Annotated in this window: 21 protein-coding genes; 8 read left to right on the top strand and 13 right to left on the bottom strand. The window is 70.9% G+C overall.

Annotation, left to right across the window (positions count from 1 at the left end; translation table 11 throughout):
- Nucleotides 1–56: 56 nt before the first annotated feature.
- Complete coding sequence (locus AC07EQ_RS08580) at nucleotides 57–785, top strand: hypothetical protein (RefSeq protein ID WP_478387377.1); 729 nt, start codon at nucleotides 57–59, stop codon at nucleotides 783–785.
- Here AC07EQ_RS08580 and AC07EQ_RS08575 read toward each other — a convergent pair.
- Together AC07EQ_RS08575 and AC07EQ_RS08570 are read right to left on the bottom strand one after the other, a co-directional pair.
- On the bottom strand, nucleotides 775–1,866 hold the full coding sequence (locus AC07EQ_RS08575) for an acetate/propionate family kinase (protein ID WP_478387376.1): 1,092 nt from the start codon (nucleotides 1,864–1,866) through the stop codon (nucleotides 775–777). The genes AC07EQ_RS08580 and AC07EQ_RS08575 overlap by 11 nt on opposite strands.
- On the bottom strand, nucleotides 1,863–4,280 hold the full coding sequence (locus tag AC07EQ_RS08570; RefSeq protein WP_478387375.1) for a phosphoketolase family protein: 2,418 nt from the start codon (nucleotides 4,278–4,280) through the stop codon (nucleotides 1,863–1,865). Before AC07EQ_RS08570 ends, AC07EQ_RS08575 begins: the two co-directional genes overlap by 4 nt.
- 168 nt (nucleotides 4,281–4,448) lie before the next feature.
- Here AC07EQ_RS08570 and AC07EQ_RS08565 point away from each other — a divergent pair, with 168 nt between their 5' ends.
- Entirely contained in the window at nucleotides 4,449–6,746 is a 2,298-nt protein-coding gene (locus AC07EQ_RS08565; protein WP_478387374.1) for a M20/M25/M40 family metallo-hydrolase, read from the top strand.
- A gap of 99 nt (nucleotides 6,747–6,845) precedes the next feature.
- Here the strand turns inward: AC07EQ_RS08565 and AC07EQ_RS08560 are convergent, their stop codons facing one another.
- The 5 genes from AC07EQ_RS08560 to AC07EQ_RS08540 all read right to left on the bottom strand — a co-directional run bounded on the left by AC07EQ_RS08560 (nucleotide 6,846) and on the right by AC07EQ_RS08540 (nucleotide 11,963).
- Nucleotides 6,846–7,895: a Gfo/Idh/MocA family protein gene (locus AC07EQ_RS08560; protein ID WP_478387373.1), complete on the bottom strand. Its 1,050-nt coding sequence runs from the start codon at nucleotides 7,893–7,895 to the stop codon at nucleotides 6,846–6,848.
- A 182-nt stretch (nucleotides 7,896–8,077) separates the two neighbouring features.
- A complete protein-coding gene (locus tag AC07EQ_RS08555; protein ID WP_132494405.1) occupies nucleotides 8,078–8,773 on the bottom strand; it encodes a response regulator in 696 nt (231 codons plus the stop codon).
- A gap of 37 nt (nucleotides 8,774–8,810) precedes the next feature.
- On the bottom strand, nucleotides 8,811–10,052 hold the full coding sequence (locus AC07EQ_RS08550; protein ID WP_478387372.1) for a sensor histidine kinase: 1,242 nt from the start codon (nucleotides 10,050–10,052) through the stop codon (nucleotides 8,811–8,813).
- Between the two features lie 196 nt (nucleotides 10,053–10,248).
- Nucleotides 10,249–10,878, bottom strand: coding sequence for an MBL fold metallo-hydrolase (locus AC07EQ_RS08545; RefSeq protein ID WP_358569892.1), 630 nt, complete (start codon nucleotides 10,876–10,878; stop codon nucleotides 10,249–10,251).
- On the bottom strand, nucleotides 10,875–11,963 hold the full coding sequence (locus tag AC07EQ_RS08540) for an S-(hydroxymethyl)mycothiol dehydrogenase (RefSeq protein WP_478387460.1): 1,089 nt from the start codon (nucleotides 11,961–11,963) through the stop codon (nucleotides 10,875–10,877). Before AC07EQ_RS08540 ends, AC07EQ_RS08545 begins: the two co-directional genes overlap by 4 nt.
- Nucleotides 11,964–12,106: 143 nt before the next feature.
- Between AC07EQ_RS08540 and AC07EQ_RS08535 the strand changes: the two genes are divergently transcribed.
- A complete protein-coding gene (locus AC07EQ_RS08535) occupies nucleotides 12,107–12,913 on the top strand; it encodes an SAM-dependent methyltransferase (protein WP_478387371.1) in 807 nt (268 codons plus the stop codon).
- Between the two features lie 242 nt (nucleotides 12,914–13,155).
- On the opposite strand, the gene AC07EQ_RS08530 is transcribed toward AC07EQ_RS08535, so the two are convergent.
- Complete coding sequence (locus tag AC07EQ_RS08530; protein ID WP_207954872.1) at nucleotides 13,156–14,325, bottom strand: MFS transporter; 1,170 nt, start codon at nucleotides 14,323–14,325, stop codon at nucleotides 13,156–13,158.
- 139 nt (nucleotides 14,326–14,464) lie between these two features.
- Here AC07EQ_RS08530 and AC07EQ_RS08525 point away from each other — a divergent pair, with 139 nt between their 5' ends.
- Nucleotides 14,465–15,952, top strand: coding sequence for an amidase (locus tag AC07EQ_RS08525; protein WP_478387370.1), 1,488 nt, complete (start codon nucleotides 14,465–14,467; stop codon nucleotides 15,950–15,952).
- A 373-nt stretch (nucleotides 15,953–16,325) separates the two neighbouring features.
- Here the strand turns inward: AC07EQ_RS08525 and AC07EQ_RS08520 are convergent, their stop codons facing one another.
- Both AC07EQ_RS08520 and AC07EQ_RS08515 read right to left on the bottom strand, forming a co-directional pair.
- Complete coding sequence (locus AC07EQ_RS08520) at nucleotides 16,326–17,519, bottom strand: acyl-CoA dehydrogenase family protein (RefSeq protein WP_478387369.1); 1,194 nt, start codon at nucleotides 17,517–17,519, stop codon at nucleotides 16,326–16,328.
- Nucleotides 17,516–18,697 (bottom strand): CaiB/BaiF CoA transferase family protein, encoded by a 1,182-nt coding sequence (locus AC07EQ_RS08515; RefSeq protein WP_478387368.1) that lies wholly within the window; start codon nucleotides 18,695–18,697, stop codon nucleotides 17,516–17,518. The genes AC07EQ_RS08520 and AC07EQ_RS08515 overlap by 4 nt, the downstream gene beginning before the upstream one ends.
- Nucleotides 18,698–18,840: 143 nt before the next feature.
- Between AC07EQ_RS08515 and AC07EQ_RS08510 the strand changes: the two genes are divergently transcribed.
- Nucleotides 18,841–19,494: a GntR family transcriptional regulator gene (locus AC07EQ_RS08510; RefSeq protein ID WP_478387367.1), complete on the top strand. Its 654-nt coding sequence runs from the start codon at nucleotides 18,841–18,843 to the stop codon at nucleotides 19,492–19,494.
- Between the two features lie 12 nt (nucleotides 19,495–19,506).
- Here AC07EQ_RS08510 and AC07EQ_RS08505 read toward each other — a convergent pair whose 3' ends face one another.
- The gene (locus AC07EQ_RS08505; RefSeq protein ID WP_478387459.1) at nucleotides 19,507–20,067 is read right to left on the bottom strand and encodes a TetR/AcrR family transcriptional regulator; all 561 of its coding nucleotides are present in this window, start codon (nucleotides 20,065–20,067) and stop codon (nucleotides 19,507–19,509) included.
- 125 nt (nucleotides 20,068–20,192) lie between these two features.
- Here AC07EQ_RS08505 and AC07EQ_RS08500 point away from each other — a divergent pair, with 125 nt between their 5' ends.
- Together AC07EQ_RS08500 and AC07EQ_RS08495 are read left to right on the top strand one after the other, a co-directional pair.
- Nucleotides 20,193–21,239 (top strand): alcohol dehydrogenase family protein, encoded by a 1,047-nt coding sequence (locus AC07EQ_RS08500; RefSeq protein ID WP_478387366.1) that lies wholly within the window; start codon nucleotides 20,193–20,195, stop codon nucleotides 21,237–21,239.
- Complete coding sequence (locus AC07EQ_RS08495; RefSeq protein ID WP_478387365.1) at nucleotides 21,236–22,069, top strand: alpha/beta fold hydrolase; 834 nt, start codon at nucleotides 21,236–21,238, stop codon at nucleotides 22,067–22,069. Before AC07EQ_RS08500 ends, AC07EQ_RS08495 begins: the two co-directional genes overlap by 4 nt.
- 63 nt (nucleotides 22,070–22,132) lie before the next feature.
- Here AC07EQ_RS08495 and AC07EQ_RS08490 read toward each other — a convergent pair whose 3' ends face one another.
- Together AC07EQ_RS08490 and AC07EQ_RS08485 are read right to left on the bottom strand one after the other, a co-directional pair.
- Entirely contained in the window at nucleotides 22,133–22,996 is an 864-nt protein-coding gene (locus AC07EQ_RS08490) for a 3-hydroxybutyryl-CoA dehydrogenase (RefSeq protein ID WP_478387364.1), read from the bottom strand.
- A 280-nt stretch (nucleotides 22,997–23,276) separates the two neighbouring features.
- On the bottom strand, nucleotides 23,277–24,077 hold the full coding sequence (locus tag AC07EQ_RS08485) for an Fpg/Nei family DNA glycosylase (RefSeq protein WP_478387363.1): 801 nt from the start codon (nucleotides 24,075–24,077) through the stop codon (nucleotides 23,277–23,279).
- Between the two features lie 188 nt (nucleotides 24,078–24,265).
- Between AC07EQ_RS08485 and AC07EQ_RS08480 the strand changes: the two genes are divergently transcribed.
- Nucleotides 24,266–25,447 (top strand): low temperature requirement protein A, encoded by a 1,182-nt coding sequence (locus AC07EQ_RS08480; protein WP_478387362.1) that lies wholly within the window; start codon nucleotides 24,266–24,268, stop codon nucleotides 25,445–25,447.
- The last annotated feature ends 4 nt before the right edge of the window (nucleotides 25,448–25,451 follow it).

The raw sequence follows: 25,451 nt of genomic DNA, 5'->3' as shown, positions 1-25,451 counted from the left end.
AGCAGTCCGAAAGGTCCGGGTACCCTGTGATCGTCCCGGACGACCAGGAGCGCACCATGACCACCGAGCCCTGCTCCCCGGCCGTGCTGCTCGGGCGGCTGCGGGAGTGCGACCGGCTGCTCCCGAGGCCGGGCACCATCCGCTCCCCCACCCTGCCGACGGTGCCCTGGGCGGAGTTCTGCGATCCGGCCGGGCCGTGGCTGGCGCGCTGCGTCGAGGAATGGCAGGAACGAGGTGAATTCCGGCACCGCAGGGCGGGAATCGTGCTGGTGGCGTTCCGCTTCGGCTGGCTCGCCTGCTGCGCCACGGTGCCGGAGTACCACCTCGGGGCGCCACTGCCCGCGCTGGACGACCTGCGCGTCGCGATCACGGCCGAAGGCCGCCTCTCCGGACTCCGCCCGACCGGCGAGCTCGGCGAGAGCAGCCCGCAGCTGTGGTGGGACCAGCTCCGCCGGGCGTTCGAGCCGCTGACCGAGGCTCTGCACGCGCTCGGCGGCCCGGCCCCGGAAAGCCACGAGTACTGGGGAAATCCGGTCGGTTCCATCGGCACGGTGCTCTGGCGGCTGCAACGCTCCGGACTGCCTGGCGACGCGATCGCCACGGCCCGCGAGCTCCGCACGGCCACCGGCCGCGAGCGCCTGCTGGACATCGACGAGCGACGGGACACCTGGCCACGCCGGACCACCTGCTGCCAGTGGTGGCGAAAGCCGGGCAACGGCTACTGCGAGGAATGCGTCCTCTGGAACTCCGCCTCCCGCAAGCCGAGCAGCGCGGTCACCAGGTGACCGTTGCCGCCGCGCGGGTTTCGCGGGCGATCTCCAGGTCCTCGCGGGCCTGCACCACCACCGTGCGCACCGCTGCGCCTCGCGCGGTGATGTCGGCGTCGTCCGACGCCGCCGCGTTCAACACCGGATCCGCCGCCGCGCCGACGAATCCCAGCGCCTCGCAGACCGCCGCCCGCACCGGCGGCTGGTGCTCGCCGATGCCGCCGGTGAACACCAGCAGGTCCAGCCCGCCGAGCACCGCGACCATCGCCCCCGCGTACCGGACCAGGCTGTGCCGGTACACGTCGAAGGCCACCGCCGCGTCCGCGTCGCCGCGCTCGCGGGCCGCCAGCACGTCGCGCAGGTCGCCGGAGCCGCCGGCCAGGCCGGCCAGGCCCGACTGCGTCGCCAGCACATCGAACAACTCTTGCGGCGCAACGCTTTTCGTGGTCATCAGCCAGCCGAGCAGCCCCGGGTCGACCGTGCCGCTGCGGGTGTTCATGACCAGCCCCTCTTCCGGGGTGAAGCCCATCGTCGTGTCCACGCACCGCCCATCGCGCACCGCCGCCATCGAGGCCCCGGCGCCGAGGTGGCAGCACAGCACCCGCCCCTCCCGCGGCGGCAACCCCGCCACCTCCGCACCGCGCACCACGGCGTAGGAGTGCGACAGGCCGTGAAAACCGTAGCGGCGCAACGACCACTGCCGGTTCCACGCCCGGGGCAGCGCGTAGGTGGCTGCTGCCACCGGAAGCCCGGCGTGGAACGCGGTGTCCACGCACGCCACCGACGGCGTGCCCGGCGCGGCGGTCAGGGCGGCGCGCAACCCCGCGATCGCGCGCGGCTGGTGCAGCGGGGCGAGCTCGGTCAGCGAATCCAGGTAGGCCAGCACCTCGTCGTCGACCACGGTCGCCGCGACGATCCGGGTGCCGCCGTGCACCACGCGGTGCCCGACGGCGTCCGCGCCGTGCTCGTCGAGGAACCGGCGGATCGGCTCCGCACCGCCCTCCCAGCGCTCCAGGGTCTCCTCGGCGATCGCCTCGTCGCCGTCCAGCAGACCGAGCTTCAAGCTGCTGGAACCCGCGTTCACGGTCAGCACCCTCATCGCGACGACCACGCCCAGTCCCGGATCTCCGGCATGTCCTCGCCGTGCTTCGACACGTAGTTGCGGTGCTCGATCAGCTTGTCCTGCAACGCTTCTCGCGCGTATGCCGCACTCGGGCCCAGCCGCGGCACCTGGTCGATCACGTCGATGGCGAGGTTGAACCGGTCGATCTGGTTGAGCACGCACATGTCGAACGGCGTGGTCGTGGTGCCCTCCTCCTTGTAGCCGCGGGCGTGGATGTTGTCGTGGTTGTGCCGGCGGTAGGTCAGCCGGTGGATCAGCCAGGGATAGCCGTGGAAGTTGAAGAGCACCGGCCGGTCGCGGGTGAACAGGCTGTCGAAGTCGGCGTCGGACAACCCGTGCGGGTGCTCGCGCTCGTCCTGAAGCCGCATCAGGTCCACCACGTTGATCACCCGGATGCGCAGGTCCGGGAAGCGCTCGCGGAGCAGGTCCACGGCGGCCAGCGTCTCCATCGTCGGAACGTCCCCGGCGCACGCCATCACCACGTCCGGCTCGCCGTCCTGATCGCTGCTGGCCCAGTCCCAGATCCCGATCCCCTTGGTGCAGTGCACGATCGCCGCGTCCATGTCCAGGTACTGCGGCGCGGGCTGCTTGCCCGCGACCACCACGTTGATGTAGTTCCGGCTGCGCAGGCAGTGATCGGCCACCGACAACAGCGTGTTCGCGTCCGGCGGCAGGTAGACCCGCACCACCTCGGCCTTCTTGTTCATCACGTGGTCGATGAACCCCGGGTCCTGGTGGGAGAAGCCGTTGTGGTCCTGCCGCCAGACGTGCGAGGTCAGCAGGTAGTTCAGCGATGCGATCGGCGCGCGCCAGGCGAGCCCCCGGGTGACCTTCAGCCACTTGGCGTGCTGGTTGACCATCGAGTCCACGATGTGCGCGAAGGCCTCGTAGCAGGAGAAGAACCCGTGCCGGCCGGTGAGCAGGTAGCCCTCCAGCCAGCCCTGGCAGGTGTGCTCGGAGAGGATCTCCATCACCCGGCCGTCGGGGGCCAGCGCGTCGTCGCCCGGTTCGGTCTCCGCGTCCCAGGCGCGCGACGTGGCGTCGAGGATCGCGTTGAGGCGGTTGGAGTTGTTCTCGTCGGGCGAGAAGACCCGGAAGTTGCGTTCGCCCTCGTTCAGGCGCATCACGTCGCGCAGGAAGCCGCCCAGCACCCGGGTGGCTTCGCCGGTGGTCGCGCCGGGCTCGTCGACCCGCACGGCGTAGTCCCGGAAGTCGGGCATCCGCAGCGCGCGCAACAGGATCCCGCCGTTGGCGTGCGGGTTGTCGCTCATCCGCCGGGTGCCCACCGGGTTGTGGTCCTTGATCCGCTGCACCGGCGCTCCGCTCGCCTCGAACAGCGCGGCGGGTTCGTAGCTGCGCAGCCAGGATTCGAGCTGGCGCAGGTGCTCCTCGTTCTGGCGCGGATCGCCGATCGGCACCTGGTGCGACCGCCAGGTGCCCTCCACCCGCTTTCCGTCCACAGTGTCCGGACCGGTCCAGCCCTTCGGGGTGCGCAGCACGATCATCGGCCAACGCGGCCGCTGAACCCGGCCGTCCCGGCGGACCCGGCGCTGGATCGCGGCGATCTCGTCCAGGCACCGGTCCAGCGTCGCGGCGAACAGGTGGTGCATCGGCTCCGGCTCCGAGCCGGACACCAGGAACGGCTCGTAGCCGAAGCCGCGCAGCATGCTGAACAGCTCCTCGTCCGGGATGCGCGCCGGCACCGTCGGATTGGCGATCTTGTAGCCGTTGAGGTGCAGGATCGGCAGCACCGCGCCGTCGCTCACCGGGTCCAGGAACTTGTTGGAATGCCAGCCGGCGGCCAGCGGCCCGGTCTCGGCCTCGCCGTCACCGATCACGCACGCCACGATCAGGTCGGGGTTGTCGAAGGCGGCGCCGAAGGCGTGCGAGAGCGAGTACCCGAGCTCGCCGCCCTCGTGGATCGAGCCGGGCGTCTCCGGCGCGACGTGGCTGGGGATGCCGCCGGGGAAGGAGAACTGGGTGACCAGGCGGCGCAGGCCGTCGTAGTCCTGCGCGACGTCCGGGTAGACCTCGCTGTAGGTGCCCTCCAGCCACGCGGCCGCGACCAGCCCCGGCCCGCCGTGCCCCGGCCCGATCACGTACATCATGTCCAGGTCGCGGACCCGGATCGCCCGGTTGAGGTGGGAGTAGACGAAGTTCAGGCCCGGCGTGGTGCCCCAGTGCCCGAGCAACCGCGGTTTGACGTGCTCGGGCCGCAGCGGCTCCCGCAGGAGGGGGTTGTCCATCAGGTAGATCTGCCCGACGGACAGGTAGTTGGCCGCCCGCCACCAGAGCTGCAGACCGTCGAGTTCCGCGGCGTCCAGGTGTTCGGACACGGCGGGCGTGGTCGTCCAGGTGGCCCCGGTCGCGGTGCTGGTCTCGCTGCTCATCCCGGCTCCTCAAGCTCGACACCCGCCAACCAGCGTGGGCGGCACCGGCCGGTTCGCAACTCGGCGGCGCTGGACCAGCGCTGATCCGGTCATCTGCGGAAAACCGCAGTCGATGAGTGCGGTGCACCGCATTCCGCGGCGCACCGCGGCGCCATAGCTTTGCGCATCGTGACCGGAAAGTTGATCAACAAGCGTTTCCCGGCCGCGGCCGGGGTCGCGAGCGCGCTCGCCGTGCTGGTGGTCCTCGTGTTGTCCGTACTGGGCAATGCGAGCACCCAGCAGCCTGCCCCGGCCTCGGCACCCGCCGGCGAGTTCAGCGCCGAGCGCGCTGTTTCCGAGCTCGGCAGATTCGCCACCGAGCCCCGTCCGATGGGCAGCCCGGCGAGCGACCGGGCCAAGGATCACCTCGTCGAACGGCTGCGCGCGGAAGGGCTGCAGGTGCAGGTCCAGCACTCGGTGGGCGTGCGCTCGGGCACCGGGCTGGCGACGTTCGGCCGGGTGGACAACGTGGTGGCGACTCTGCCCGGCAACGCATCCACGGGATCGGTCCTGCTCGCCGCCCACTACGACTCGGCGGCCGTCGGCCCCGGAGCATCGGACGACGGTTCCTCCGTCGCGGCGATGCTGGAGACCGTCCGGGCGCTGCGGGCCGGCGGGCCGCTGCGCAACGACCTCGTGCTGGTGATCACCGACGGCGAGGAGGACGGCTTGCTCGGCGCGAACGCGTTCGTCCGGGAGCACCCGCTCGCCCTTCGCGGCGGAGTGGTCCTCAACTGGGAAGCGCGGGGCGTCGACGGCCCATCGCTGATGTTCGAGACGTCGAAGGACAACGCGCGGCTGGTCGAAACGTTCACCACCGCGGTCGAGCACCCGCGAGGAGACTCCTCGATGGTCGCGATGTACCGGATGCTGCCGAACAACACCGATTTCACCGCCTTCACCCAGGCCGGTTTCACCGGCCTCAACTCGGCGTACATCGAGGGCTCGTCGCGCTACCACACCGCGGGCGACTCGATCGCGAACCTGGCGCCGGGCAGCCTCCAGCACCAGGGCGAGAACATGCTCGCCCTGGCCCGCGCCTTCGGCGGTGCCGATCTCGCCGGGCTACGTTCGGACCACGACCTGATCTACTTCCGCGCGCTCGGCATGACGATCACCTACCCCGACACGCTGGTCTGGCCGCTAGCCGGGCTCGCCGCGTTGTTGCTGGTGGGCGCCGTGGCGCTGGCGAGGTACCGACGGCTGGTCTCACTGCCGAAGGTGTTGGTGGGCGCGCTGTCCGCGCTGCTCCCGATCGGCGCTTCGGTCGTGCTCGCGCAGGCGATGTGGTCGCTGATGGTGGCGGTGCGCCCCGGCTACGACCTGATGGGCGGGCTGGTGCACCGCCCCCTGATCTTCCAGGTCGCCATCGTCGCGCTGACCGGATTCGCGCTGCTCTGCTGGTACCTGCCGCTGCGCAACCGGCTCGGCCAGGCCGCACTCGCGCTCGGCGGCCTGGCCTGGCCGACGGCCTTGGGCATCGCGTGCGCCGCGCTCGCGCCGGGGGCGTCGTTCGTGTTCACCGTTCCGGCGCTGGCGGGAGCTCTCGGCGCGGTCATCGCGTTGATGTTCCCGAGGTGGGCTCTCGTTCCGGTCTCCGCCGGTGCCTTGGTGTCCGCGATGGTGCTGCCTGCCGTCACTCGCAATGTCTTCCACGGCGTGGGCTTGGCCTTCGGCGGTGCCGGCGCGCTGCTAGTCGTTCTGCTCGGACTGGTGCTGCTGCCGATCGGCGAGCTGCTCTTTCCCGACCGCGCATTACGTCGTCGAAGCGTCGCAGTCATCCTGCTGTCGGCATTCGCAGTCGCCTGCGCCTCGGTGGGTGGCGGTCTTGCCGCGGACGGATTCGACGCGCAGCACCCCCGCCGCTCCCATCTCGCCTACGTGCTGGACGCGGACGCGAACACCGCGAGCTGGGTCAGCGCCGAGGACGAGCCGACCGACTGGACCAAGCAGTTCGTCGGCACCCGCAACACCGACCGACTCCCGGCCGGATACGCGCGGGGTGACCTGTGGACCGGCCCGGCACAACCGCTCGACGTCGACGGGCCGAGCGTGACCGGATCCCGCGCCGGGGACACCGTGACCCTGCACGTGTCCTCCGGCCGCGGTGCGGCGGACCTGGTGCTGCGCGTGGACCGGCCGATCACCGACGTCACGGCTCGTGCCCCCGGCAGCGCCCCGGTGTCGGTCCAGGTGTCCGGGACTCGCGCCGGAACGTGGCCCGGTGAGATCCGCTTCCGCGACCTGCCACCGGAGGGCGCGGACATCACCTTCCGCGCCCGCGGGAACGAGGTCCAGGTGACGGCGATCGACGAAACCCACGGTCTCGCCGCGGCCCCGGGCTTCCGCCCGAGACCACCGGACGTCGAGGCAGGCACCCGCGAAGACGGCGACCGCATCGCGGTCACCCGCACCTACCGGTTCTGACCAACGTGGACGATCGTTTCGCCTGGTGACCACCCGTGCGTACTTTGTGCTGCCATGGCGGCACAAAGTACGCACGGGCTCTGTGCAGCGGAAACCGTGCTACAGCAGGCGGTCGACGGTGATCTCGGCGGCGGAGCGGCTGGCCGCCGAGATGATGTCCAGCGCGGCCACCGCGTCGGCCGGGTCCACCGGCGGCGGCGCGCCGTCGCGCAGCGCCGCGACGACTCCGTCGTAGAACGCCAGGTAGTCGCCCGCTTCGCTGGGCACCCGGCGGACCTCGTCGCCGACGCCCAGGACACCCCACATCTCCTCGGGCTCCCGGCCCCACGTGTCGTCGACGGGCAGGCGCCCGGCGCGCAGCGCGGCCTCCTGCGGGTCCAGGCCGTACTTGGTGAAGGTGGCGGCGTCGCCGAGCACCCGGAAGCGCGGGCCCTGCTGCGCCGCGACCTTGCTCATCCACAGGTGCGAGCGGACCCCGTTGGCGTGGGTCAGCGCGATGAACGAATCGTCGTCCGCCCGCACCCCGTCGCGCCGGCAGTCGATCTCGGCGTAGACCGCCGCGACCGGGCCGAACAGCTGGAGGGCCTGGTCGATCAGGTGGCTGCCCAGGTCGTAGAGGACGCCCGCGACGTCCTCCGCCCCGCCGGAGTCGCGCCAGGTCGGCTTCGGCGTCGGCGACCAGCGCTCGAACCGCGACTCGAAGCGGTGCACCCGGCCCAGTTCGCCGTCGTCGAGCAGCCTGCGCACGGTGCGCATGTCGTTGTCCCAGCGGCGGTTCTGGAAGACCGTGAGCAGCTGCCCCTTCGCGGCGGCGTGCTCGATCAGCTGCCGCCCCTCGACCGAGGTCGGTGTGAACGGCTTGTCCACCACCACGGGCAGCCCCGCGTCCAGCGCGGCCTCGGCCAGCTCGACGTGGGTGCGGTTGGGGCTGGCGATCACCACCAGGTCCGGCTCGCGCGCCAGCAGCGCATCCATGTCGTCGACCACCGCGGTGTCGGGGTGCTCGACGCACACTCGCTGCTGCCGCTCCGGGTTGGCGGTGACGACCGCGTCCAGCCGCAGCGACGGGTGGGCGGCGATCAGCGGCGCGTGGAAGATCGCGCCGCCGACGCCATATCCGACAAGTCCGACTCGCAGTGCAGAACCCATGTCCCCATTAGACCGCCGCCAAGCCCACCCCCGCCCCACCGACCCCGCAACCGCCCTGGTGGGGCCGCAACCCGCCCTGGTGGGGCCGCAACCCGCCCTGGTGGGGCCGCAACCCGCCCTGGTGGGGCCGCAATTTCCATTGAAATCGAACCTTCAATTTCAATGGAAATTGCGGCACAGGGTCAGGCCGAGGCTTGGCGCGGGCGCACCTCGGCCTGACCGGGGCAGACCAGGCCGGTCTCGTAGGCCGTGATCACCAGCTGGGTGCGCGAACTGAGGTGCAGCTTCTGCATCACGTGGTAGAGGTGCGACTTGACCGTCAGCTCCGCTAAACCGAGGTTGCGGGCGATCTCGGCGTTCGACCCGCCGCGCGCGACCTCCAGCAGCACGTCCAACTCCCGCTCCGTCAAGACGCTCAGCTCGCTGCGCGCGTCCCGGACGCCCAGCGCCGCGAAGCGCTGCAGGAGCCGCTTGGTAACCCGCGGCGACAGCAGTGCGTCTCCGGCCGCGACCGTGTGCACGGCCTTGACCAACTCCTCCGGTGTGGCGTCCTTGAGCAGGAACCCGCTGGCACCGGCGCGCAGTGCGGCGTAGACGTACTCGTCGAGATCGTGCACCGTGAGCATGATCACCGAGGTCTCACCGCCGGTCTCCGCGATGATGTCGCCGGCCGCCGCAATGCCGTCCTTGCCGGGCATCCGCACGTCCATGAGCACCACGTCGGGCCGTCGGCGGCGCACCGCCGCCAACGCCGCATCGCCGTCGGCGGCCTCGGCCAGGACCCGCAGGCCCGGCTCGTTGGACAACAGGGCAACCAGTCCCGCGCGGATCATCGCTTGGTCATCGGCTACCAGGACAGTCGTGTCCGCAGTTTCCACGCCGGGCCTCCTCGGTCCGGACGGCCTGAATTCCGACTCAGGCCAGGTCCGAATTTTCCGGGCACGGTAGCACGGCTTCAAGGTGAAATCCGTTCAAAACCGGATGTGCGGTCAAGGTTCCGCCCAGCAGCGCAACGCGTTCCCGCAGGCCGATCAGCCCATGTCCCGACTCTTGGGAGACGGGCCTGCCATCCACCGCGTCGATCCCGCTGATTCTGTTGGTCACCTCGATCCGCAGCGCCTCGGGCCCGTAGTCCAGCAACACCCGCGCCCGGCCGGCCCCGGCGTGCTTGAGCACGTTCGTCATCGCTTCCTGCACGATCCGGTACGCGGTCATCTCCACGCCGGAGCCGAGCTCGCGGACCTTGCCGCGCCGGTCCAGCGTCCACACCACGTTCCCGCCGCGGACCGACTCGACCAACGCGTCCACCCCGTCCAGGCTGGGCGTCGGCTGCCAGTCCATCGGGTCCTGACCGGCCGGGTTGCGATCGCGCAGCACGTTGAGCAGGTTGCGCATCTCCCCCAGCGCGCCGCGCGAGGTCTGCTCGAGCTCCTGCAGGGTCTGCCGGGCATGATCCGGATCGCGGTCGATCAGCGCGCGAGCGACGCCCGCGCGCAGCGCGACCACGGACAGGTTGTGCGACACGATGTCGTGGAACTCGCGGGCGATGCGGGCCCGTTCGACGACCGCGGCATCGGCGGCGAGCTGATCGCGCGCCTCGTCCAGCAGCGTCATGGTCTGCTCCAGCTGCGCCGCCCGCCGACGGCCGATCCGCACCGCCCGGGCCCAGCCGACCACCATCACGAGGTTCACCACCGCGCCGGAGATCCGCAGCAGCCCCTCCACCGGCGTCAGCTCGTAGACGACGAGCTCGCTGACCGGGTAGACCATCGCGATCGTCGCGGCGCCCACCTCGCCGACCACCGAGTGGCGCACGCAGACGGAGTAGACCGCGACCAGGATCACCAGGTTCAGCCCGCCGATGTTCAGCTGCAGCAAGGTGAGCCCGACGGCGACCGCCAGCAGCGCGAACAGCACCAGCCACGGCGCCCGCCGGCGCAGCAGCAGCAGGCTGGTGGCGGGCACGCTCACCAGCAGCGGCCACCACCAGTCCATCCACGGTGGATGGTCGCCGATGGTCAGGTCGAAACCGTGCAGCACCGAAAGCACCAGCACGAAGGCGAGATCGCCGAGCACGGCGCGACGCGCGGTGGCCCACGCCAGCACGCCGGCCCGCGGCTCGACGACCGCGGCGCGGTCAATTGCGTGATCGACCAATCGAACCTGCCTCGAGACCGTTCCTGAAGCCGTCAGCGCGTCGGCGCAGATCGGGCTCGTGAGCGGGAATTCCGGTTCTTACCGGAACGAACACTCACGAGAACCAAGATCGTGTCCCACGCACCGACGCGCTTCATCCGGCGAAAGTCGTAGCGGCGAACCTACCCGTTCGCCGCCGCCGACCTACCTGGAACGGTCAGTACCCGCGCGCGACCCACTCGTCGAATTGCGGCCGGACCGCGCCAATCGTGCTGCTCTCCCCGTGTCCGGTCCGGACCTCGGTGTCCTCGGGCAGCGGCAGCAGGCGATCCCGGATCGACGCCACGACGACGTCGAAGTCCGAATAGGACCGCCCGGTCGCGCCGGGCCCGCCGGCGAACAGCGTGTCGCCGGTGAACACCACGCCGAGCTCGGGCGAGTACAGGCAGACCGCGCCCGGCGCGTGGCCGGGCGTGTGCAGCACCCGCAGGCTCGCGCCGCCGACCTCGATCACCTGGCCGTCGGCGAGCTCCCGGTCCGGCTCGCGGTCCGGGTGCACCAGGTTCCACAGCACCATGTCGTCGGGGTGCAGGAAGATCGGCGCGCCGACCGCGTCGGCCAGCTCCGGAGCCCTGCGCACGTGGTCGTCGTGGGCGTGCGTGCACACCACGCCCAGCACGCGGCGGTCGCCGACGAGCCGGCGGATCGCCTCGACGTCGTGCGGCGCGTCGATGATCACGCACTCGCGGTCGTCGCCGACCACCCACGCGTTGTTCTCGACGTCGAAGGTCTGGCCGTCCAGCGAGAACGTGCCCGACGTGGTCGTGTGGTCGATGCGCGGCGTCATCCGAAGGTCACCACCGAACGCAGCACCTCGCCGCGGTGCATCTTCTCGAACGCCTGCTCCACCTGGTCCAGCGCGATCTCCTCGCTGACGAACTTCTCCAGCGGCAACCGGCCCTGCAGGTAGAGCTCGATCAGCATCGGGAAGTCGCGTTCCGGCAGGCAGTCGCCGTACCAGCTGGACTTCACCGCGCCGCCGCGGCCGAACACGTCCAGCAGCGGCAGCTCCAGCTTCATCTCCGGCGTCGGCACTCCGACCAGCACCACGGTGCCGGCCAGGTCGCGCGCGTAGAAGGCCTGCTGGAAGGTCTCCGGGCGGCCGACCGCGTCGATCACCAGGTCGGCGCCGAAGCCTCCGGTGAGCTCCCGGATCGCCTCCACGGCATCGGTCTCGGTTGCGTTGACCGTGTGCGTAGCGCCGAACTGCCGCGCCCACTCCAGCTTCTTCGGATCCCGGTCCACCGCGATGATCCGCCGCGCGCCGACCATGCTCGCCCCGGCGATCGCGCCGTCGCCGACGCCACCGCAGCCCAGCACCGCGACGGTGTCCCCCGGCCCGGCACACCCGGTGTTGACCGCGGCCCCGATCCCGGCCATCACGCCGCAGCCCAGCAGCCCGGCCACCGCCGGGCGCGCCGCGGGATCGACCTTGGTGCACTGCCCGGCGTGCACCAGCGTCTTCTCCGCGAAGGCCCCGATGCCCAGCGCCGGCGACAGCGGCGTGCCGTCGGTCAGCGTCATCGGCTGCGCGGCGTTGTGGGTGGCGAAGCAGTACTGCGGCCGGCCCCGCTTGCAGGCCCGGCACACCCCGCACACCGCGCGCCAGTTGAGGATCACGAAGTCGCCGGGCTGCACGTCGCGCACGCCCTCGCCGACCGCTTCGACGATGCCCGCCGCCTCGTGCCCGAGCAGGAACGGATACTCATCGCTGATACCGCCCTCGCGGTAGTGCAGGTCGGTATGGCACACCCCGCACGCCTGCACCCGCACCACGGCCTCGCCGGGCCCCGGATCCGGAACGCGGATGGTCACCACCTCGACCGGTGCGCCTTTCCCGGTCGCCACCACCGCGCGGACGTCGTCGGCCACGAGCACCTCCAGCAAATCGTCGTTTCGGCCACCATCGTCGTACGCGCGCTCGACCGTCAGCAAGAGCGACACCGGATCGATCGTGAACACCCTGAGTCACTGATTGACTACTGTACGATTCCAGTGAGCGGGGGAGGACGATCATGACCGACATGCGCATCCCACCGGTCCGGGAAATGGACATCGCCCGGCCCTGCGCAGCCCGGATCTACGACGCCTTCCTCGGCGGCAGCCACAACCTCGGCTGCGAGCGGGCCTTCATGGAAGACCTGGAGCGGGAGCTGCCGCACATCGGCGAGTCGTACCGGGAGAACCGGGCGTTCGTCCGGCGCTCCGTGGAGTACCTGCTCGCGCACGGCGTCCGCCAGTTCATCGACCTCGGCTCGGGCATTCCCACCATCGGCCACGTGCACGAGGTGGCCCGGCGCCGGACCCGCGACTTCCGCGTGCTGTACGTGGACAACGAGCCGCTCACCGTCGCGCACAGCAAGCCGCTGCTGGCCGGCGAGCCGCGCGCCGAGATCATCCGGGTGGACTGCCGGAACCCGCAGGCGGTCCTGGATTCCCCGGAAGCCGCCGAGCTGCTCGACCTGGACCAGCCGGTGGCGCTGCTGATGGCGGCGGTGCTGCACTTCGTCCCCGACTCCGACGACCCGGTCGCGCTGGTCGATGCCTACCGCGACGCGCTGGTTCCCGGCAGCCACCTGGTGATCTCGCACTTGACCGGCAGCCACGACCCGGACGAGATGCGCATCCTGGCGGGCCGCTACGAGGAGACGACGGACCCGCTGCACCCGCGCGAAGTGGAGTGGATCGAGAAGCAGTTCGGCGACTTCGCGGTCGTCCCGCCGGGAACGACGTACCTGTCGGACTGGCGCCCGGAACCCGGCCGGACCCCGGCGAAGCGCCCCTACCGCCTGCTCTACGGCGGAATGGCCCGGAAGCCCTGACCAACTCCGGCACGCCCCGGGCGAGTTCCGATTTTGCCTAAAACTGGAACGCCCCCTCGCCGCCACTCACCCTCCCGATTTTGCCTAAAACTGGAACGCCCCCTCGCCGCCACTCACCCTCCCGATTTTGCCTAAAATTGGGCGGCCCGGACGCCTCCTAGCGGGCCTCACCTGGGTTTTCCAATTTTGCCTAAAATTGGGCGCCCGGACGGCAGCGGGCGCCGGGCCCGCCTGAAGTCGGCTCAGCGGCGGATGAACAGCAGCAGGACGCCCGCGAGGATCGCCGCGATTCCCGCCGCCAGCCAGGCCCCTGCCAGGCCCGCCTGCTCCGCCAGGACGCCGAAGAGCAGCGGCCCGAGGCTGCCGCCGAGGTAGATACCGGTCTGCGTGAACGAGGTGGCGCTGGCGACCCGGTTCGGGGCGATCTTGGCGACCGCGAAGTTCAGCAGCCCGGGCCAGGCCCAGCCCGCGCCGAAGCCGATGGACACGCCGATCAGGAACGCCACCGGCGAGTTCACCGCCATCAGCCCGAAGCCGATCGAACCGATCAGCAGCATCGCGGTGATCATCCGCACCAGGTTCGGGTTCTTGCGGTCCGCGATGACCCCCGCGCACAACCGGATCGTCAGCCCGGTCGCCGATCCCAGCGACAGCACCAATCCCGCCGCGGAGGGGCTGAACCCGACCTCGACGGCGGTGGTGGTGACGAACGCGCCGAGCGCGTTGGCCGCCGCCGAACCGAGGCCGCCGGAGATCGCCAGCAACAGCAGTGCGCCGCGGCCCGCGTCGCGCCCGCCGGAATCGGCACTGCGCGCGACGGACCGCTCGGCGTCCGGCAGCCGCGGCACCGCGACGGCGGCGACCAGGCCGACCACGCCGGCGATCACGAACACCCACCGCCAGCCGACGGTCAGCGCCACGGCGGGCACCGCGACCCCGGCCAGCAGCGTCGCGGCCGGGATGGAGGACTGCTTGACGCCGAAGCCCATGCCCCGGCGGTTGGCCGGGATGCCTTGCGCGATGAGCAGGTTGGAGGCCGGCTGGGCCAGCGAGTTCGGCAGTCCGGCCACCCACAGCAAGCCCAGCAGCCAGGGCACGCCGGGCGCCAGGGCCAGTCCGAACAGGCAGACCGAGCTGCCGAGCGCACCCAACCGCATGCCCTTTCGGGCGCCGATCCGCTCGACGACCCACCCCATCGTCCGGGACGACAGCGACGCGACGCCGAAGAAGCCGGCCGCGCCCACGCCCAGCAGCGCCGCACCGAATCCGAAGTCCTGCTGCAGCTGCACCCCCATGCCGCCGACGAGGAACACCGGGAACACCCCGACCGTCACGACCGCGGCCACGGATGACAGCACCCGCGGGATCCCGATGGTCCGCGGAGCCTGCTCGGCGACGGCCACTGCGGGCATGCGTCCTCCTCGCGGCACGTTGAGGTGCGGTGGTCTTACCAGCGTGCGAAGCGGCCGGATTTTTAGCAACGCTAACGTGACGCACGCCTCCCCGACCGTCTGGTTGACGCGCCCCGGCCGAGGCGCAAAGGTCGACAGCGTGGGTCGACAACAGGAAGACAGCGTGGTCGTGGCGCCCGGTTCCCGGCTGCCCGCGCCGGAGGTCCCCGACCTGGTGCTGCTGGATGCGGTGGAGCTGTCCTGGCTGATCCGCCGCCGGGAGATCACCTGCGTCGAGGTGATGGAGACCTACCTCCGGCACATCGACCGGCACAACCCGGCGGTGAACGCGATCGTGTCCCGCGCCGACGAGGCCGAGCTCGTCGAGCAGGCGCGGCAGCGCGACCAGGAACTCGACCGCGGCGACCCCACCGGCTGGATGCACGGCTTCCCGATCGCGGTGAAGGACCTCTCCCACGCGAACGGGTTCCCCACCACGATGGGCTCGCCGATCTTCGCCGACCAGGTCGCGACGACCGACGACCTGCACGTGCGGCGGATGCGGGAGGCCGGCGCGATCGTCGTCGGCAAGACCAACGTCCCCGAGTTCGGCCTGGGCTCGCACACCTTCAACCCGGTGTTCGACACCACGCTCAACGCCTACGACACCACGCGCAGCGCGGGCGGCAGCAGCGGCGGCGCCGGTGCCGCGCTGGCCCTGCGGATGCTGCCGGTCGCCGACGGCAGCGACTTCATGGGATCGCTGCGCAACCCCGCGGCGTGGGGGAACCTCGTGTCGCTGCGCCCCGGCTTCGGCCGCATCCCGACCGAGGGGTTCCTGAGCGAGCCCGCGGTGGTCGGTCCCATGGGGCGCACGGTGCGGGACATCGCGATGCTGCTGTCCACAATGGCCGGTCCGGACGAGCGCGCGCCGCTGAGCATCGAGCAGGACCCGGAGCTGTTCACCGGGAACCTGGAACACGACTTCGGCGGGGCCCGGATCGGCTGGATCGGCGATTTCGACGGCTATCTGGCCACCGAGCCGGGGCTGCTCGACCTGTGCACGGCGTCCTTCGGCGCCTTCGCCGAGATCGGCTGCGAGGTGGAGCCGGTGTCGCGCCGGCTACCGGTCGAGCAGGCCTGGGAGACCTTCCTGCTGTGGCGGGCCTGGACGGTCGGGCGCAAGAACGCCGAACTGCACGCCGACCCGGCCACCCGGGAGCTGCTCAAGCCGGAGCTGGTCTTCGAGATCGAGGGCTACCGGCGGCTGACGGTCGACGACATCGCGCGGGCCCTGACCGGCCGCGACGAGTGGTATGCCGCGGTGGCCGGGCTGTTCGAGGACTACGACTTCCTGCTCGCGCCGAGCGCGCAGGTGTTCCCGTTCGAGGCCGGGCAGCGCTGGCCGCGGCAGATCGGCGACCGGTCGATGGACACCTACCACCGCTGGATGGAGACGGTCGCGCCGTGGACGCTGTCCGGGCTGCCGATCGTCAACCTGCCGGTCGGCTTCAGCGAGTCCGGGCTGCCGATGGGGGTCCAGCTGATCGGCCGGAACCACGCGGAGTGGCCGCTCCTGCAACTGGCGCACGCCTACGAGCAGGCCACCGACTGGACCCACCGCGTCCTACCCCCCATGCTCCGCTGACCCCACCCCGATCGGGACCGCAATTTCCATGAGGTTTTTTTCAACCTCGTTCTGCGTGGCGGTGCGGGTAGCGGAACCTCAGAGGGACTGTGGGTACCCCTCTTGATGCATGTCCAAGTGGAACTTGCGGACCCCCGGCGTGTCACGGCCCGACATGCCGGGGACTGTGGACAACCCCGGCCGGCTGTGGACAACTTCCGCAATTTCAATGGAAATCGGACCTCTGATTTCCATTGAAATTGCGGCCCTCCGGCGCGCCGGACCCCGACACGCCGGAGGGCGTGGGCAACTCCGCAGGCGCATAACCCACCTACGACACCCGCACCGCCACGCAGATTGAGGTTGGAAAAGCCTCCTTGAAACCGTGGGGAGATCAGCCGCGGAAGGCCGCGAGGCCGGTCAGGGCCTGGCCGATGGTCAGGGCGTGCATCTCGCTGGTGCCCTCGTAGGTCAGCACCGACTCCAGGTTCGTCATGTGCCGGATCACCGGGTACTCCAGCGAAATCCCGTTGGCGCCCAGGATGGTCCGGGCCGCGCGGGCCACCTCCAGCGCACCGCGGACGTTGTCGAGCTTGCCGAAGCTCACCTGCTGCGGGATCAGCTCGCCGGCGTCCTTGCGCTTGCCGAGGTGCAGCGCCAGCAACCGTCCATTTTGGACGCGCACCGCCATGTCGGCGAGCTTGGCCTGGGTGAGCTGGAAACCGCCGATCGGCCGGCCGAACTGCTCGCGGGTGGTCGCGTAGTCCAGCGCCGCCTCCAGGCAGCTGCGCCCGGCGCCGACCGCGCCCCACACGATGCCGTAGCGCGCCTCGTTCAGGCAGGACAGCGGCCCGCGCAGCCCGGTGACCTCCGGCAGCACCGCGTCGGCGGGCAGCCGGACGTCGTCGAGCACCAGCTCGCTGGTCACCGACGCCCGCAGCGAAAGCTTGTGCTTGATCTCCGGCGCCGAGAAGCCCGGCGTGTCGGTCGGCACGACGAAGCCGCGCACGCCCTCGTCGGTCTGCGCCCACACCACGGCGACCGAGGCGACCGTGCCGTTGGTGATCCACATCTTGCGGCCGTTGAGCACCCAGTCGGAGCCGTCGCGGCGCGCGGCGGTGCGCATCGAGGCCGGGTCGGAGCCGTGGTCGGGCTCGGTCAGGCCGAAGCAGCCGATCGCCTCGCCCGCGGCCATCTGCGGCAGCCAGTGCTGCTTCTGCTCCTCCGAGCCCCACCGCCAGATCGCGAACATCGCGAGCGAGCCCTGCACCGAAACCAGCGAGCGCAGCCCGGAATCGCAGGCCTCCAGCTCCTCGCAGGCGATGCCGTAGTCCACTGCGGACAGTCCGGCGCAGCCGTAGCCCTCCAGGTGCATGCCCAGCACGCCGAGCTTGCCCAGTTCCCGGGCCAGTTCCCGGACCTGCGGGAGTTCGCCGCGCTCGAACCACTCCGCGACGTACGGCTGCACGTGGTCCCGGCACAGCGCGCGCACGCTGTCGCGCATCGCGAGCTGCTCCGGGGTGAATTCGGCGTCGATCCCCAGCGGATCGCGCGGGTCGAACGCGGGACGTTTTCCACCGGCACTCATTGCGGGCTCCTCCTCGAGACGAGCGGGGAAAGCTGTTGTTCGGAGTCCTCCAGCCAGGCGAGGACTTCCTCGGTGTGTTCGCCGAGCAGCGGCGGCGCCGCCACCTCGGCGGTGCCGTGGCCGGAGAAGTCGATGGGCGTGCGCACCTGCATCGCCGCGCCGCCACCGGGATCGACCATCGGCCGCAGTCCCAGCGATTCGGCGTAGTGCACGGCCCGCGACAGGTCGTTGACCTGGCCGCACGCGATGCCCACGCCCTGCAGCCGTCGCTGCCAGTCCGCGGCGGTCCGCGCGCCGAGCACGTTCTCCAGCTGCTTCGCCAGTTCCTCGCGGTTGGCCACCCGCTGCGCGTTGGTCGCGAACCTCGGGTCGTCGGGCAGCGCGACCAGGCCCAGCGCATCGCAGAGCTTGCGGAACTGCCCGTCGTTGCCGACCGCGACGGCCAGGAAGGCGTCCTCGCAGCGCAACGCCTCGTACGGCGCGATGCTCGGGTGCCGGTTGCCCATCCGCTGCGGCGCGACCCCGGTGGTCAGCAGGTTGCTCATCTGGTTCGCCAGCGACGCCAGCAAGCTGGACAGCAGGTTCACCTCGACGTGCTGACCGCGGCCGGTCAGCTCGCGGTGCCGCAGCGCCGCCATGATGCCCAGCGCCGCGTCCTTGCCGGTGAGCACGTCCACCAGCGCCACGCCGACCTTCATCGGCGCGCCGTCGGCCTCGCCGGTGATGCTCATCAGGCCGCCGAGCGCCTGCACCACGAAGTCGTAGCCGGGCAGGTGCGCGCCTTCCTTGCTGCCGAACCCGGAGATCGAGGCGTAGACCAGCCGCGGGTTGATGCCGAGCGCGCTCTCGTGGTCCAGGCCGTAGCGGGCCAGCGAGCCCGACTTGAAGTTCTCCACCAGGACGTCGGCGCGGCGGATGAGCCGGCGCGCGGCCTCCTGGCCGGCCGGGTCGGCGAGGTCGAGGGTGATGCTGCGCTTGCTGCGGTTGACGGACTCGAAGTAGGCGGAGCCGTGCTCGGTCCAGGGCGGTCCCCACGAACGCGTGTCGTCGCCGCCTTCGGGGCGTTCCACCTTGATCACCGTCGCGCCGAGGTCGGCGAGCAGCATGGTCGCGTACGGCCCGGCCAGCACCCGGCTGAAGTCCGCGACGACCACGCCCTCCAGCGGCAGCGTCTCCATGCACCCACCCTTCCGCCAGGCGGACCAGCGCGATCCGGCGCGGTGGCCCGAACAGCGGCTTGCCTCGCCGTGATATTGGATCCAATATACAGTTGTTCGGGCGGCGGTCAAGACGCCGGAGAACCGCGAAAGCCGGAGAGCCGATGCAACGACCACCCACCACCCAGGAGTTCGTCCTCGGCGAGCTCCGCAGGGCCATCGTGTCCGGGGAGCTGGCGCCGGGCCAGCCGATCCGGCAGGACACCATCGCCCAGCGCCTCGGCGTGAGCCGGGTTCCGCTGCGCGAGGCGCTGAAGACGCTGGAGGCCGAGGGCCAGGTGATCTACCAACCGCACCGGGGGTATTCGGTGGCGGAACTGTCGCTGAGCGACCTGCTGGAGGTCTACCGGATGCGCGAGCTGCTCGAATCGGAGGCCGCGGCGGTGGCCACCGAGCGGCTCACCGAGGCCGACCTGGCCCGCATCACCGACGCCCAGGTCGACGTCGAGAAGGCCGCCGACAGCGGCGACCTGGTCGCGATGATCGCGGCGAACCGGCGGTTCCACTTCGCGCTGCTGGAGCCCGCCGGAATGCCCCGCCTGCTGCGCGTCGTGCGCACGCTCTGGGACGCCACCGACGCCTACCGCGCGGTGTACTACAACTCCAGCACCAACCGCGAGCGCGTCCGCCACGAGCACGATTCGATCGTGGCGGCGGTCGCGGACCGACGGGCCGACGACCTCGTGCACCTGCTCGACGAGCACCGCAGACACGCGGTCGACGCGCTGCGCGCCACCATCGCGTCCGAAGTGGACTGATCAAGCCGGAGTTCAGGCCCGGAGCAGGATCTCCGCGGTCCGGCGCGCCTGGCGGACCGCGCCGTCGAAGCCCGCCGAGGCCGCGACCGTCGCGCCCTCGTAGAGCAGCAGGGCGCTGTCGGCGAAATCCGCCGGATCGGCCAGTTCGGCCGCCGCGGCGAGCTCCTCGAAGTACTCGCGCATCCACCGCTTCTGGCCGATGATCACCGCGCGGGCCGGGCTCTCCGGATCGGGGATCTCCGCCAGGGCGTTGACGAATCCACAGCCCCGGAAGCCCGCGCCGCCCATCCACGCATCGAGCGCGTCGAAGACCGCCAGCAGCTCGTCCGCCGGCGTGGCCGCATGCTCGGCGACCCACCGCTGGAGCCAGTCGCGCCAGCGCTGGTCCCGCTCGACGAGGTACGCCGTGACCAGCTGTTCCTTCGAGCCGAAGCACGCGTACAGGGTCTTCTTCGTGACGCCCGCTTCGGCGGCGATCGCCTCGACGCCGACGGCGTGGATGCCCTGCCGGTAGAACAGCTCGGCGGCCACGTCGAGCACCCGCCGCCCGGCCGGCGTCAGCTTCTCCAACAACTCCACGCCTCGACTATACCGACCGGTGTGTTGACACACCACGGCCGAGCATGCCTACCCTGGTAACCACACCGGTCGGTATACATACCCTGACCGGCGTCGAGACCCAGAACGGAGTGTTTCCCATGAGGGCAGTGCTGCTCACCGGCTTCGGCGGGCCGGAGAAGCTGGCGTACCGCGAGGACGTGCCCGAGCCGCACGCCGGGCCGGGCGAGGTGCGCATCCGGGTCGCCGCCACGGCGATCAACAACACCGACATCTGGACCCGCGAAGGCGCGTACGGCTCCCCCGACGACCCGGGGGCGAGCGCGGGCTGGCGGCGGGAGCCGCTGGAGTTCCCGCGCATCCAGGGCGCCGACGTGGTCGGCCGCATCGACCAGACCGGCACCGGCGTGCCCGGATCGCGGCTGGGCGAGCGGGTGATCGTCGACCCGATGCTCTACACCGGCGGCGAACGAGAACTGGTCGACACCGCGTACCTGGGCAGCGAGCGCGACGGCGGATTCGCCGAATTCACCACCGTGCCCGCCCAGAACGCCCACCAGATCGACAGCGACCTCGGCGATCCGGAGCTGGCGACCTTCCCCACCGCGTACGCGACGGCGATGCGGATGCTGAACCGGGCGGCCGTCGGCACCGGCGAGACCGTGGTGGTCACCGGCGCCTCCGGCGGGGTCGGCTCGGCGCTGATCCAGCTCGCGACGCTGCGCGGAGCGCGCGTCGTGGCGATCACCAGCGCCGCGAAGCGGGAGCGCGCACTGCGCCTCGGAGCGCAAGCGACGGTGGACCGGCGCGCCGCCGACCTGGAGGCGGCGGTGCGGGCCGCGGTCGGCCCGGCCGACGTGGTCGCCGACGTGGTGGCCGGCCCGAGCTTCCCCGCGCTGCTGCGGATGCTCGGGCCGCTGGGGCGCTACGTCGTGGCCGGCGGGATCGCCGGTCCGCTGGTGGAGACGGACCTGCGCACGGTCTACCTGCGCCAGCTGCAGCTGATCGGCTCGTCGTTCGGCACCCACGACGACTTCGCGCAGCTCCTGCAGCACATCGCCCGCGGCGAGCTGACGCCGCTGCTGGCCGGGACGTACCCGCTGCACGAACTGCCCGAAGCGCAGGAAGCCTTCGCCGCCAAGGACTTCTTCGGCAAGCTCGTGATCACCCTGGAGGGCGCGGCATGATCCTGGACCACGACCTGATCGTCGACGGGGTCCGGCTGGCCTACCGGCGGACTGCCGGCAGCACCGGCGAAACGCTCGTGTTCCTGCACGGAACGCCGTCGCACTCCCACATCTGGCGCAACGTGATCCCGCCCGTCGAAGCCGCGGGGCACGGCGTGCTGGCCTACGACCTGCTGGGCTACGGCGCCTCCGAGCGCCCGCCGAACCGCGACACCTCGGTCGAGGCGCAGGCGGAGCTGCTCGAAGAAGTCCTGGCGCAGCAGGAAATCCGGCGCTGCGCGCTGATCGCCCACGACATCGGCGGCGCGGTGGCGCAGATCTTCGCCACCCGCCACCCGGACCGCGTCGAACGCCTGGTGCTGATCGACTCGGTGAGCTACGACTCGTGGCCGTCGAGCACCTGGCGGGACATCATCCGCGACCACCTCGCCGATCACGCCGCCATGCCCCAGGCGGAGTTCGAGGCGATGCTGACCCGCCAGCTGGCGATGACGGTGGCGGACCCGACCCGGATGACCGGCGAAACCCTGGAGGCCTACCTCGCTCCGCACCGGACACCGATGGGCCGGGCGTCGTTCTTCGAGCACCAGGTCCGCCACTACGACTCGGCGCCGACGCAACGGGTGGCCCCGCTGCTGAAAACCCTTGCGGTGCCGACGAAGATCGTGTGGGGAGCCGGGGACCGCTGGCAACCGCTCGCCTACGCGCAACGCCTGGCCGAGGACATCCCGGGCGCGGAGCTGTCGATGATCCCCGGCGCGGGCCACTTCCCCATGGAGGACGACCCGGCCCGGATCACCGAAGAAATCCTTACCTTCCTGAACGCCTGAGCGCAGCTCGTGAGTGCGAAAACCGGCTAGAACCGGTCTTCGCACTCACGACCGCGCGAGCGGTCAGTTGTCGTAGGTGTAGAAGCCCTTGCCGGTCTTCTTGCCCTTGAGGCCGGCGTCGAGCATCCGCTGCAGCAGCGGCGGGGCCGCGTAGGTGGGCTCGGCGTACTCGGCGTACATCGAGTCCGCGATGGCCTTCAGGGTGTCCAGGCCGACCAGGTCGGACAGGCGCAGCGGGCCCATCGGGTGGGCGCAGCCCAGCACCATGCCCTTGTCGATGTCCTCGGCGGTGGCGAAGCCGCCCTCCAGCATCCGGATCGCCGACAGCAGGTACGGCACCAGCAGCGCGTTGACGATGAACCCGGACCGGTCCTTGGCCCGGATGGTCTCCTTGCCCAGCTGCTCACCGGCGAACGCCGTGGCCCGCGCCACCGTGTCCTCGGCGGTCAGCAGCGACGGCACGAGCTCGACGAGGTTGAGCACCTGCACCGGGTTGAAGAAGTGCACGCCGATGACCCGTTCCGGGCGCTTGGTGGCGCCGGCGAGCTTGGCGATCGGGATGGACGAGGTGTTCGACGCCAGGATCGCCTCCGGGTCGGACACCACCTTGTCCAGCTCGGCGAACAGCTTGAGCTTCAGCCCCTCGTCCTCGGCGATCGCCTCGATGACCATGTCGCGGTCTTCGAGGTCGGCGACCGTGGTGGTGAAGTGCAGCCGGGACTGCGCCTCGTCGCGCTCGGCCTCGGTGAGCTTGCCCTTCTCCACCCCGCGGTTGAGCGACTTCCACAGCCTGGACCGGCCGGCGCGCGCGGCCTCGGCGTTGACCTCGCACACGATCACGTCGATGCCGGCTCGGGCGCCGACCTCGGCGATGCCGCCACCCATCTGCCCGCCACCGACGACTCCCAGGCGTTCGATCTTCGTCACCACACCGATCCTTCCGCTTCCGGCTGCGCTGCCGCTGCAGGGCCTTCGTCGGCCAGATCATGCCAAAAACAGCGATTACCGACCGGTAAACAGTGCGCTAGGCCACGTCGATCACACCGCCGCGCGGGAAGGGTGGGCCGTACGGAGCCGGGCCGGTTCCCCCCGGGCCCGGCTCCGCGCGGTCGGACCCCCCGATCCGACCCTGACCCCCTGAAGTTCTTTCAGGTTACAGCACGCTCTGCGCATGAATGCATGCACGCCGGGCATGGGTTCGCGCTGGTCAACCCGGCTGGCACACCGGGCAGAAGAGGGTGCTGCGGCCACCGATCCTCAAGCGCCGCAAAGCCGACGAGCACCGCGTACACCTCCGGTCCGGCTCGTCGCGGTGCCCGGTCAGCCACGACGCGCCGTCCGGAACCCGGCCCGCGCGAACCGCCACCCGCAGCATCTCGCGCATCTCGCGATGCAACCGGCCGAGATCGCCGTCGCTGAGCTCCGCGGTGGAGCGGTTCGGGTTGATCCTCGCTCGCCAGAGGATCTCGTCGGCGCAGATGTTGCCGAGCCCGGCGAGCACCGTCTGATCCATCAGCGCCGGCTTGAGGCCGCGCCGGGTGCGGGTGAGCCGCGAGCCGAACTCGGCGGCGTCGATGCGCTGCGCGTCCGGGCCGAGGTCGGCCAGCAGACCGTCCACTTCGTCCCGTTCCCGCGCGAGGTGGATGCCGGTCAGCTTCCGCATGTCCCGGTAGCGGAGTTCGCCGGCGGCGAAGTCGAACACGACCCGGTCGTGCGCGTGCAGTTCCTCGTCGTGGGCGCACCACTGGAGATTCCCGGTCATCCCGAAGTGCACCAGCAAGGTCGGCGGCGCCGCCGAAGCGTTCACGGCGGGCGCCGTCGGGATCAGCAACCACTTGCCGTGCCGCCGCGGCTCGGCGAAGAACCTGCGCCGCAACGCGCGCTGGAACGCGTCTGCGCCGATGCCGCGCAACACTTGCGCGTCGTGCACGCGCACCTCGCGCACCTGCTTGCCGGTCGCCTGCTCCGCGACCCGGCGAAATCCCGCTACGTCGGGCAATTCGGGCATGCCTCCCGGCTACCCGCCGACGCGCCGTCCTAGCGGCCGTTTCGGAAGAGCTCCGATCCCGAGAGCACCCGGCACCGGTGGCGATTTCGCGCGAAATCGCCGCCCCAGACGGCCGCGCCTCGCACGTGCCGCACCCGTTCCCGAACGAGCCTTAGCAGGTTCCGCTCGGCTTCGAGAGAATCCGGGCCATGAACGTCCCACCTCTGCGCCGCGTGATGGTCGCGCGCGACCCGGGAGAACAACACCGCGTGGCCACTCCCCTGGAGCTGCTGTTCGACCTGTGCTTCGTCGCAGCCGTCGGTCAGGCCGCCGTGCAGCTGCACCACGGGTTCGCCGAGGGGCACTTCGCCGAGTTCGGCATCGGCTACGCCATGGTGTTCTTCGCGATCTGGTGGGCCTGGATGAACTTCACCTGGTTCGCCTCCGCCTTCGACACCGACGACGCCCTCTACCGCGCGCTGACGCTGCTGCAGATGGGCGGGGTGCTGGTGCTCGCCGCCGGGGTGCCCGGCACGTTCCACGACTACGACTTCACCATCGTGACCATCGGCTACGTGGTGATGCGGTTGGCGATGGTCGCCCAGTGGCTGCGCGCCGCGCGCGAGCATCCCGGCAGCCGCGGTTGCTCGCTGCGGTACGCGGCAGGCATCTCGGTGGTGCAGATCGGCTGGCTCCTGCGGCTGGCGCTGCCGCACCCGTGGGCCGAGGCCGGGTTCGCGGTGCTGGTGCTGGCCGAACTCGCGGTTCCGGCGTTCGCCGAGCGGCGCGATCGGACCCCTTGGCACCCGCACCACATCGCGGAGCGCTACGGGCTGTTCACGATCATCGTGCTCGGCGAGGTGGTGCTGGCCGTGACCGCCGCGATCCAGGAGGACGTCTCCGACGGCGGTTGGTCCCCGGAGCTGCTGGAGATCGGCATCGGCGGGCTGCTGATGATCTTCGCGATGTGGTGGATCTACTTCAAGCACTCCGCGGTCGAGCAGCTGCGCGACACGAAGCGCGCCCCGCTGGCCTGGGCCTACGGCCACTACCTGGTGTTCTCCGCTGTCGCCGCGGTCGGCGCCGGGCTGGAGGTGGCCATCGACGTCAACGCCCACAAGGCGCACGTGAGCACGGTCGCCGGAGCGCTGACCGTCGCGATCCCGCTGATCGTCTACCTGGTGACGGCGGGCGTACTGCACTCCCGGATGGCCGACGCCGGCCCGCCGGTGCTGGTGCTGACGGGGGTGGGCTGCGCGCTGCTCGTGGCGGTGGCGCTGCTGGCGGACCGACTCACCATCTCGGGTTCCGTGCTGACGATGGGAATCCTGATGGCCCTGGTGCTCGTCGCCGGGCTTTTCCTCCAGTATCGCCGGATTTCGGTGCGATGACCGA

It is taken from the genome of Saccharopolyspora sp. NPDC045839, from assembly GCF_056431645.1.
The sequence above is the reverse complement of the archived record's forward strand: the minus strand, read 5'-3'. Positions and strand labels throughout refer to the sequence as shown.